The 12,130-nt window shown below is 27.5% G+C and carries 5 protein-coding genes and 1 pseudogene; 3 read left to right on the top strand and 3 right to left on the bottom strand.

The features are described 5' to 3' along the window. Window positions 1-52 precede the first annotated feature (52 nt). Window positions 53-8,077 (top strand): ABC transporter permease, encoded by an 8,025-nt coding sequence (locus tag T390_RS0100535; protein ID WP_027334608.1) that lies wholly within the window; start codon window positions 53-55, stop codon window positions 8,075-8,077. A gap of 1 nt (window position 8,078) precedes the next feature. After that, a complete protein-coding gene (locus tag T390_RS03655) occupies window positions 8,079-9,053 on the top strand; it encodes an ABC transporter ATP-binding protein (RefSeq protein ID WP_036435910.1) in 975 nt (324 codons plus the stop codon). A gap of 38 nt (window positions 9,054-9,091) precedes the next feature. On the opposite strand, the gene T390_RS0100545 is transcribed toward T390_RS03655, so the two are convergent. The 3 genes from T390_RS0100545 to T390_RS0100555 all read right to left on the bottom strand — a co-directional run bounded on the left by T390_RS0100545 (window position 9,092) and on the right by T390_RS0100555 (window position 11,792). Beyond that, complete coding sequence (locus T390_RS0100545; RefSeq protein ID WP_027334609.1) at window positions 9,092-9,931, bottom strand: HAD-IIB family hydrolase; 840 nt, start codon at window positions 9,929-9,931, stop codon at window positions 9,092-9,094. Window positions 9,932-10,126: 195 nt separating this feature from the next. Then, a complete protein-coding gene (gene rsmG, locus T390_RS0100550; protein ID WP_235732210.1) occupies window positions 10,127-10,825 on the bottom strand; it encodes a 16S rRNA (guanine(527)-N(7))-methyltransferase RsmG in 699 nt (232 codons plus the stop codon). Beyond that, the gene (locus T390_RS0100555) at window positions 10,812-11,792 is read right to left on the bottom strand and encodes a ribose-phosphate pyrophosphokinase (RefSeq protein ID WP_027334611.1); all 981 of its coding nucleotides are present in this window, start codon (window positions 11,790-11,792) and stop codon (window positions 10,812-10,814) included. The genes rsmG and T390_RS0100555 overlap by 14 nt, the downstream gene beginning before the upstream one ends. Before the next feature lie 106 nt (window positions 11,793-11,898). Here T390_RS0100555 and T390_RS0100560 point away from each other — a divergent pair. Next, window positions 11,899-12,130: pseudogene (locus tag T390_RS0100560) on the top strand (cytidine deaminase); the annotation flags it as partial.

Here is a 12,130-nt window from a genome sequence, read left to right on the forward strand (position 1 = left end):
TTATTAATAAATATTAATATATAATTTAATATATTTATTTTAAGGAAATGATATGTGGAGATTATTTAAAGAAGTTTTCAAATCTTTAGCCAAAAATAAAGTTATGGTTATAGGTTTAGCTATATTAATTTTTCTAACTTCGGCAGTGTTTACTTTATTATCTGCTTTAAGATCAACAATCGTAACTGGGTTTAATAATTATAAGCAAGTATCTAAGATGCACGACATTGTTGTGGATTTAAACTTACCTACGCAAGGTTCAGCCTATAATCAAGGTTATTTTGTTAATGGTCAAGTAATCGGCAAAGATGGTGTAGAAAAATATACTCCGATTGAGTATTATGTTAAGAATCCAACTGATGAATATAAACCAATTTCTAAAAATATCCTTTATTTACCTTCTAACGAATATATTTCTTTAGATAATTTTAGATATCAAAACGGTCAAGAATTAATAAATAATTCATCAGAAAAATTTATTAAAAAGTCTGATTTAGAAGTGTTTTATTCAATTTATAAAGCGAACAATAATAATAGTTTAGTGGAGTTTAATTTAGGCGAAAATGAAAATGATTTAATTAATGCTTCATTTCAATTTTTGGCTAATGAGAGAAATTTTCAAATTTATGACTCGAAATTTCAAAAAATCTTATCTCCTTTAACAGTTTGAAATAACACAATTTTATCATTTGATAAACAGTATTCTGTAGGCGATTTAATGGTTGTTAAAAGTGGTATTGATGGTGCTGATTCTGTATTAGCTGAACAAGTTGTTCCGTTATTCATAAACCTAAAAACACAACAAATTACAATTGATTACAGCAAAGGAAACTTATGGATAGACCAAGGAATTGGTTATTTAATACCTGCTGAAATTTGACTAAAAGCGTTTCAATTTAGTCCTTTTGGCGATAATAAATTTGTATTTAAACAGTCGAATACTAGTGAAAATTTATCTAAATTTATAGTTTATCCTGAAGATAATTTTGTAACATTAAACGAAAATTTAAAAATAAAACAACAATGAATTTTGAGTGATTTTTACGATAAGAACCTTAAAACAGCTGAAAAAGTAAAATTAACTATACAGCCAAATAATCAAATTTTAATTAATAGAAACTTATTAGCTAGAAACAGAAGTGAAACAACATTCCAAAGGTGAAATTACCATACTACTTATATAGGTGATTCAAAGTCTATGTGATCAGGTGCATTTGCCACATTTATGAACGAGTTGCAAGATAGTGCTAATGATCCTAGCAAACCAGATCACGATAGAGCATTAAAAACTTGAAATAATTTACAAAATTTTTCATATTGAAGAAAATATAAAACTACAACAATAACAAAATACATAGACAACTTGGAAACAACATCAAATGTTTTGGTCTCAATTGATGAAAAAGATTTAAGTGTAAAACTTTTTACTTCTAAAGCTGAAAATAGAACTAATTACCCAAGTGGTGAAATTTATAATTTACCTGAAGCTGATGCATTATCGATTAAAAATATTGATTCGTACATTCAATCATTAGGGCTAACACAAGCTCAACAGTTAGAAATTTTAAACAATGCTAATATTAAAAATGATAAATACAACATAATTAAGCTAAACGCTTACGATGTTACAAAAAATATAATCATTTCAAAAGTTAAAGATTTAGTTCAAGAAGACAATATTGGCTTAAGAAAAACCATTACTGTTGATGCTATTAATGAAAAAACTAAAAAGCAAAATGTGTTTCACTTTATAAACACAGGTGATGAAAATAATATAGTTGACGGTGTTAAGTTGAATGTTGGAAAATTGTACAATGAACAAAAACAATCATCTCCGCTTAACAAATTAACTGATAATTCTAACAATTCAATTTATAATCAAAATCAAATTCCTCCTACTATAGCCTCAATGTTAATTCAATCGATAGGAAGAAATTTATATCCAAACCCTAACTACATACAACCTGTTTATGTTTTTGATAATGTTTATAAAATCAACGTTGAAAATGGTTCTGCAGAAAAAAATCAAGCTAAAATTGTTTTATTAAATCATTATTTTGTTAAAGATGGAAAACAAAAGAGTGAATCAGAATTAGAAAGCGACTATAAGTCTCTGAATCTTGGTTTAATGTTTTATGAAAACAACTATAAATTAGTATCATTAGTTGATTATAACGGTTCATTAGTTTGACAAACCAATTCCATTGCATCTAAAGAAGATTATTTTGATAAAGGAATTCTTACAAGATTTTTAGAAAAAAATAATTTAACAATTGCTACTCATTATATCAGAACAGATGGATCAGGTTGAGTTGCAAAAGACCCTCAGTTATCAAATATCAATTATGTACCACTTGAATTTTTATCTCCAAAAGCAGACTTAATTAATGAAATCTTAAAATATGGTAAAGTTGATTATTTAGCTGAATCAATTGAAAAATATATTTTAAATTCAGACTTAGTTAAAGATAGCTTTATTAGCCCTGATCAAGTAATTTATTTAGCGAATGCTTTAAAAGTAGCATTAAATAACAATAATTTTGCTAATGTATTCTCGTCAAGCAAAATAAACGCAAATATCTTATCTAAATTAATTTTTGATTTACTCTATGAATTAACACATAATGATTCTGGTGATGTTTTTGAAAGTATTTTAATAAGTATATTTGAAAGAGTAAAAGCTAAAATAGTTTCTTCAGGTACAACATTAGAATCGCAAAAAGAATATTTAGCTTCAGAAGTTAATAATATTTTTGGATTTATTAAAAGTTTAAGCAACATTGATCTTTCTAAATATGTTAGTGCTTCAGATTTAGTTAATTTATCAATAAACCCGATTGCATTTATTGATGCAATTGAAAATATTATTATTTCAATTGACTATAGAAAATTTAGTGATTTAGCCAGAAATTGATATAACAAATCAGCTGGCAAATTAGAATTTTATGAAAATGATCAGTACATTAATAGACTTTCGACAGGGAGCATAATTAATTGATTATTTCAATCAATTGACCAATCTACCCTTAAAACAGGCTTAAAACAATTAATTCAAAATATTGATTTTGATAAACAATTAGATCTATCAACACATAATGGCTTACTTGTAAAAATAATTGATGTGCTCGTTCCTTGGCTTACTAATGATTTAAATAATATATTAAATAAAATTAAAGTTAATGGCAATTATGATACCTTCAAGGAAGGTCTTACTAATATAATTCAAAATATTGATTTTAATATAATTGCATCATATATTAACCAACATATTTCCAAGGAATATATTAAATACGAAAAAAGTGTTTTTGATCTAGAAACTAATAAAAATAAAGTTTTAACCGAAAAAATATCTATTGAAGTTTTAAAACCTTCAGATGGTATGATGGCTTTAATGTATGGATTATTTTATAACCCTGGCACAAACAAAGAGTTCAAAAATAATTTAGTTAAAATGCTTAACTTATCTTCAAAAGTGATTGAAAAAACAATTACACTTAACGGTAATGAAACAACTATAATAATTCCAGCAAACGATGATGAAAAATTAGGATTATTTGATTTTCTTGATATTTTTCAAAATTCGCTTAAAACTGCTGCATCAACAGGTTTTGTTAACTTTGATATTGAACAAGACGTAAAACAGTTAGAAGAAATTGTTGCGAAGCTTGCTGGTTTTAAAGAAGACAAATTAAATTATCTTATTCTTGACGCTTACCAATTAGATTTATTAAAGAAATATAATTTAATAAATTCTAAAACTTGAACAGACCTATCAAACAGCGTTAAAGGTATTAAATTTATTATTGATCAATCTAAAGGGGCAACTAATAAATTAATTCCAGACACAGAAAAAACAGCGACCGATTATTTACTTGATCTTTATGATTTTGATGCCGGTAATACAGCTTGAAAACTTATAAAAAATGTTCTATCATCAGCATCATCAATAAATATTTCTAATGAGTATGCTTTAGGTGCACAAGCGTTTAGTTTGTATAATCCTTGAATTAATTTGGCAAACAATGGAGATTCGTTAACTAAAAATGAAACTGTTGAAATGCTTAATAATTTATTCAATCTAGCTATAGATCCTGAAGTTGAAACCATTTTGAATAAGCTAAGTACTGGTGAAAATATTCCGTTTGCTACTTCTACAGGTTTTGGATTAATTAATGGAATTAATAATCCAGAATTAATTAATATATTTGATGTAGATAGTCAAAATAATTTTATTAATAACGCTGTAAAAAATACTTTTAATACAAAAGAAAACGTTAAAAAAATAATTCTTAAGAATAAGATAGCAATCACAAAATTACTTGGCTTAATAGCCACAAGCAAAAAATATTCAAGCAATTCACAATATGAAAAAGGTATTTACTACCACGTAATACATAATTTTATAAACAATGTTATTTCTAATGACTTATTTTGAAATTCGAGAGAAATCATTGCTAGCGTAGTAAAAAGATTTAATATACCATTTTCAATTGATTTATTTGGAATCTCAGAAATAATAATTAATCCTGTTTTACGCACGGCTTTTCCACAAGTCTTAATGTCTTATGTAGTAAGTGAAAAAGATGCACTTGGAAAAGAAAATGGGAACCTAGCAAATATTATTTATAACAAGATTGGAAATTTTGAGGAAATTATTAGAGTTCACGAAACGAGTCTTAAAAACGTATTTAAAAATCTTTGAAGTAATAACGACACTTCAAAAGTTCCACTTGATTTCAGCGAGGAAAATACTCTCGTTTTAGATGGAGCGAAAATCTGAACTTTATTTACAAATAATAAAACAAATAAAAAAATCTTCGGCTTAGATATAGTTAACCTAATTAATGATGTAATAGGATCGATCGTTGAACCTAAAGAAATGAAAGATATAGTGTTTAATAATGCACAAAGTTATATTGCAAAAGTTAATTATGCTTATCTAGCACAAAACAATAAATCTATTTACGACGGTGAGCTTCCAAACGATAATATTGCAATTGAAAGTCTTATCAATAAACTTGATGATAAATATTTATTAGATGTTAACGGTATTAAATTTATTATAGTTGGCGAAGATACGACAATTGATTATATTTACCCTGTTATTGATGAAAATAATTTACAAGTTAATACATCAAATCAAGCCTTAGTTTATGTTAATGATTCAGGTTTTTCTAGAATTGTTGCTGCATATCAAGGTAATGTCGTTAAGAAAAGTTTATTAGTTAAAAACGGTTCAAAATTTTCAAATAAAAAACTGCAAAATGAAATTATAAAAATTGTTGACAGTTCCATAAGTGATAGCAATAAATTGCAAAGAGTGTTCATTTTTGACGAAATGGATCCAGTTAACCCAGAACGAGCAATTAGAATTACTACGATACAAGGCATTATCAATACTGTTTCAGTTTCAACTATTACTTTAATGACGATTTTTATTATTTTAGTTAGTGTTTCAATTATTTTCATTATTAAAAGATATATAGCAAATAAAGCTAAAGTTTTAGGGATTTTAGTTGCCCAAGGATATAGACCAGTTGAGATTGCTTTATCTATGACTGTTTTTGCAATGGTAACTGCAATTATAGGTGGAGTGCTCGGATATACAATTGGAAATAGAGCACAGCTGTACTTACAGAACATATTTTCATCTTATTGGACGCTTCCTAAGGTTGCTGTTCCATTTGACTTTACGTCCTTATTTATGACTGTTTTGGTTCCATTTATAGCAATGAGTTTGCTCATTATTGTTGTTTCATTAATTGAACTAAAACGAAAACCAAATGAATTGATAACTGAGTCGTTTTCAATTCCAACTGGAAAAGCTTATTCTAAGTTATCTAAACTTCATAAAAAGTCAAATATCAAAAACAAGTTCTCTTTTGCTCTAAGATATACTGGATTTTGAAAATTAATGTCATTTAGTGCTAGTGTGTTATTGACATCTGTTGCCACTATGTTCGGTGTTGCAAATATTAAAACATTTTCAAATACTATAAATAAAACATATCAAAACAGAAATTACAAATTTAAGATTGATTTAGAAAGTCCAACATCTGAAGGCGGATATTACAGTCTATATAGTGTTGATAATCTAAATAATCTTATTTATACGCCTATTGGTGACTTATCTGAAGGTAATAGAGAATCGGCCGACTACTTTAAGCCAGGTTATTCAAATATTATTAATGCAAATAATCTAAATGGATATCCAGAACCTAATTCTCCGCATGTATTAACTCAATTTTCCGTAAATGTTGCTGTAGATGCTGGAGTTTCTGCTGATCCTTGGTTGGTTGCTTATAATGGTATGCCAGATAGTCAAAAAACAAAAATTGATAAGTTAAGAGATCAAGTTGGCTATGAACTTGAATGAAGTCAAAACCTAAATGATGATGGTGCCTATAAAACAGATGGATTCTTACTAAAAGTTGATGCAAATGGTGTAATGTCATATGAAAATAAAGAAGGGCAAAAATCTTCATTCTTTAAATACTATAAATCACCATATGATAAACAAGGCAGTTTCAAATATGCTCTTTGAGATTCACAAAATAATGAATATGTTATGACTGCAATTAAAACAGGAACTGAAGTAAGAAACCTTTATAGACAATTTATTGTTGATGGATACAGGAAAATTAATTTTGTTGTTAAGAGCCATGAAACAGCAATTTTAAACAAAGAACCAATTGTAAATCCAATCCAAAATTGGACAGAGAATACAAATGCTTCAAATTACTGATTAGAAGATAAATCTAGGTTAGATCAACCTTGAGTTAATGATTATTTCATTAGTTTTGGCGGTGTATTATATAACCCTAAATATGACCAAACTTATACATATTTAAGTGCTACTAGATCTAGTGAAAACTTCAAAATTTATGGTTATCAAAAACCTATAAATCCTGACAAAGCATTCGTTAAATTAATTGACGAAAACGGCATAGATTTATATGACAAGCTATATAGCTATAATTCAAATAATTCTGGATATTATCCTCTTGTAATTAATGAAGTATCTAGAAAGAAATATAACTGAGAAGTAGGAACTAAAATAACATTTGATATTAACAATAGAGTTGATAGATATAAGCAAAATATTAAAGAAAAAATTTATGCTAATGACCCTGCATATTTAAGCGAGTTGAAAGAACAATTTAATAAAAATAAACATGTAATGTTTGAAGTTATTGGTATAAATCCTACATTCATAAATAATGAATTAATTACAACTAAAACTGCTGCTGACAAAATCATTGGTTTTGACGAAGCAAACTTATTTAATGGCATTATTACTCAAAAAGACGCTCCGGCACAAGTAACGGATTCTACTTCTTTATATTCAATTAGTGGTTACTGATCTGGATATGATGGATTTGATTTAAGTACTTTAGATAAAGGCACAATTGAAAAAATGTTTGATGAAATATTTGATGTTAGAACAGGTGTTTTGGCAGTACAAACTAAATTAACTCCTGATGAAATTGCTAAATTTATTGATCCGAATGTTTCTAATTATTCTGATGAATTTTATAAAGCTGCAAAATTAGCAGCTAAAGATCATATAACGAACTTTAGTAATATTTATAATAATAAATTATATGTAGCATTAGGAACCTCTATTGATTCTAAAGATATTGAAGTAGGATTCACCAAACAAATTGGTAATACGGTTGAGAAATTAAGTTTATCAGTTATTATTGTTTGTTTTGCTATATCGCTTATTATTCTTGTGATTATGGCCACAATTATGATTAGTGAAAACGAGAAAAATATAGCCATTTGATCTATTCTAGGCTATACAACTAAAGAAAAAATTAAAATGTTCTTTGGAACCTTTATTCCATTCTTATTACTGGCATTAATTGTGGCTATTCCAATTGTTATGCTTATGATTTATTCATTCAACTTCTTCTTGATTTCAACATCAGCAATTGCATTATCTTTATCATTAAGTTGATGACATATTTTAGTTACAACAATATTAATGTTTAGTATTTTTGGAATAACGTCTATTGCTGTTTGAAATAGTATCAGTAAAATGAAACCTGTAGACTTATTAAAAGGGAAATAATATGAAAGACAAAAAACCTCGTAAAAAACAAATAAATACTGAAAAAGAAATAGAGCAAATTATTCAAGAACAAGCTCATACTTTAGAACTTGACCGTAAGGTTAAAATTTCTAAGCAAAATGTTTTTGATATCCTTGACGCACAAAGCGCAAAAAAGAATATTATTGTTCCTAAACCAGTTGCAAAACTGCTCACTAAAATTAATAAAAATAAAAGAAAAAAAGATGAAAATTATAACCTAAAAAATGAAGGCGAAAAAATCATTGAAGTTAAAAACGTAAGTAAGTATTACGTTAGTGATAACGTTGTAACTCGTGTACTTAAAAACGTAAGTATGGACGTAAAAAAAGGTGAACTATTACTTATTTTAGGTGTTTCGGGTGGCGGTAAAAGTACGTTATTAAATCTAATTAGCGGGCTTGATAGACCTTCAAAAGGTGATGTTATTGTTTGTGATGAAAATCTGCCTTACATGTCAAATAATAAGTTAACTATTTTTAGAAGAAAACACGTTAGTTTTATTTTCCAAAATTACAACTTATTAGCAAATCTAAATGCTTATGATAATGTTGAAACCGGTGCTTATTTGCAAACCGATCCTGCTAAAAAAGTTGATATTGTTCAATTATTTAAACGATTTGAAATGGAAGAAGAAATGTATAAATTTCCTTCTCAAATGTCAGGTGGTCAACAACAAAGAGTTTCAATAATGAGAGCTTTATCTAAGAATTCTGAAATAATTTTTGCTGATGAACCAACTGGAGCACTTGACGAAAGCACTACTAAAATTGTCTTAAAACTGCTTTACGAAATTAACAAAGAAACAGGATCAACCATTGTTATGGTTTCGCATAACCCAGTAATGGCAGCTATGGCTGATAGAGTTGTTCACGTTGTTGAAGGCAGAATAGACAGAGTTCAAGTTAATGAAAAACCTATTCATCCTGACGATATTAATTTGTTCCACGAAAAATAAAAAATCCCTTATCTAATTGAGGGATTTTTCTTATACTGCTATAAATCAGTTTTATTATCTAAAAAGTAATATTCAATAGTTTTACCTAAACCAGCATTTTTATTTTTAAAAGGCGAAATACAATCAGCGATCATTTTTAAAGTTTTACAAGAATTATTCATAGCAATTAATGTACCAATATGACCCGAACAAGTTGCATCATTTAATGTGTCACCAATATGCACACAATCTGCAGGATCAATTCCTTTCGCTTTAGCATATCTAATTTCTGATTCTCCTTTTGAACACCCCTTAGGAGTGATTTCTAAAACAGAATCAAATTTTCCAGTATAAGCTATTTCACAGATGTTTCTGTATTTTTCTTTTAATACATTGGCGAACTGATTTAATCTTTCTTTTAGAGGATGTCAAAGCACCATTTTATTAACTGTAAAGTTATTCTTGAAGTCTTTATATCTTTTGGCTTGACCTCTTGTTCATTTTAAACCTATTGATAAAAGTCAGCTAGATGTAAATGAATAATTTTTAGTGTCAGAATTGAAAATCACACTAATTTTATATTTTTCAATTTCTTGGAATATTTTATCAATAACATCTTTTTCAAAGGACTTTTCAAAAATTTTAACACCATTTTGATAGATAGTCGTGCCATTTCATCCTATAAAGTTGTCAGTACATCTTAAAGGATCTAAAAAGACATTTGTTGCTTTAATAGGTGGTCTGCCAGTTGATACAACAACCTCAATACCTTGTTCTCTTGCTTTTTCAATATATTTAATATTTTCAAGACTTATTCTTTTATGACCTTTTATTTTTAAATCAATTGCGGTTCCATCAAGATCAATAAAAATTATTTTTGGTTTTTTAAGTTTAGACATAGTTTAATTATAACCCTTTAAACTTTTATTAAGTAGAATTTAACATTTTCATATATATATATATATATGAATAAATGAAAATTTTCATATTTATCTTAATTGATAAAGTATTGTGTATCTGTTCTATTTAACTAATTAATCTGTTTTATAGCGTTTTTAGTATAAATGAAATAAAATTAGTTGCTATTAAAGCAACTAATAATTTTTAATTTTTGATCAGTTTCAAGGCCAACCTCTTGGAGTCGGTTTTTCTTTTGAAATAATTATTAAAGCAGAATTATCATTTTGAATTTGATCAAAATAATTGAACGAAGTAATAAAGTTTTTTTCTAGAGTAAACTTATCTTTAAATTCATCAACTTCTAGTTGATAATTTTTACCTTTAGGTAATATTCATAGCCCTTTTCGTTTCAACATATGATTTGAAATTAAATAAATAATAGTACTTGTAGCTAAAGCTCTAGCTGTTATGATATCAAACTTTTCATTTGCGTTTTTAACATTTTCAGCTCTCTCATTTATTACTGTTATATTAAGATTGAATGTATTCTTAATCTTAGATAAAAATTCGCATCTTTTTGTAATACTTTCAATAATTGTTAAATGAAATTTATTATTTAATGCGATTAATAGTGGCACTGAAGGGAACCCAGCACCAGCTCCAATATCTAAAATTTCTTTATTTTCAAATGTTATATTTTGAAATCTAGAAGCCTCTTCAAAAACTAATAATGAACACAATACACCTTGCTCAAAAATTTCTTTTTCTGTCTTAAAACCAGTAATATTCATTAATTGATTTTGTTCATAAATCATATGAGCATACTGTTTAAGTTTAGGGATTTGGTCTTTATATTTTTCTAATATAAATTCAACCTGATTATTCTGAATCACTGTGGAATTCCTTTGAATATTTATTATATAGTTTTGAAATTGATTTTCCGTTAATTGAACAATCAATTACATTGCCTAAAAATTCATCAAGGCTAATAATTTCAAGTTTTTTGTATTTACCTGCTCAAGCAGAGTTATCAATAGAGTCAGTAATAATAACTTTTTCCACTACAGGGTTATTTTCAAATAATTCAAATCCTTTGCTAAAAATACCGTGGGTAGCTGCAATAACAACTTTTTTAGCCCCATTAGCTTTTAATGTTTCAGCGGCTTTTAAAATTGTTCCACCCGTATCAATAATATCATCAATGATCACGGCATTTTGATCTTGAATGTCACCAATTAATCCCATAACTTCTGTTTGGTTTGTTCCGACTCTTCTTTTGTCAATGATACAAATTTTAATATCGTTAGAAATTAATTCAGCTAAAGCTCTAGCTCTTACTGTTCCACCGTGGTCAGGCGAAACTACTGTGAATTTTTCGTGAGTTGCTTTGATAGCTCTTGCTAAAGTAAATTGACCTCTTAAGTCATCAATTGGGATGTTAAAGAACCCTTGAATAGCTGTGTTATGTAAGTCAACTGCTATAACTTTTGTTACACCAGCAGTTTGTAATAAATCTGCAACCATTTTAGCACCAATTGGCTGTCTTCCGCTTGCTTTTCTATCTTGACGAGCATAACCATAATATGTTAAAGCTACTGTAATTGATTTAGCACTTGCTCTTTTTAATGAATCGATAAATAATAATAATTCAACTAAATTATCATTAACTGGTCTAGATGTACTTGCTACAACGTATACATCTTTCCCTCTAACTGCTATGTCACTAACTGGCATAATTTCACCATCAGCAAATTTTGTTACTTTTAAAGTTGTTAATGGTAACTTAATAATTTTAGATATTTTTTCAGCTAACTTCTCAGAGTTAGGCATTCCGAATAATAGTGTTTGTGTTTCTTTCATATTGATCTCCTTAATTAACTATGATAATTATAGTCAATTTTTCAGCTTTTTTGTGTATAGAGCTTATTTATTGGTTCAAAAATATAAAAAAATGTAAAATTAAGCTATGAGTAAAGATGCATTATATTGAGATGGCTATTTTATGGCCTTAGCCAAAGTTTCGGCTTTAAGAAGTAAAGATCCAAGTACTAAAGTTGGAGCTTGTATTATAAATGAAGATAAAAAAGTTATATCTTTAGGATATAACGGTATGCCTAAAGGAAATGATGAGTTTCCTTGACAAAGAGAAGGTGATTTAGCACACACTAAGTATCCTTATGTTATACACGCAGAAATGA

Origin of the sequence: Mycoplasmopsis felifaucium ATCC 43428 (assembly GCF_000687775.1) — a bacterium.
In the GTDB taxonomy this organism is placed as follows: Bacteria; Bacillota_I; Bacilli_A; order Mycoplasmatales; family Metamycoplasmataceae; genus Mycoplasmopsis; species Mycoplasmopsis felifaucium.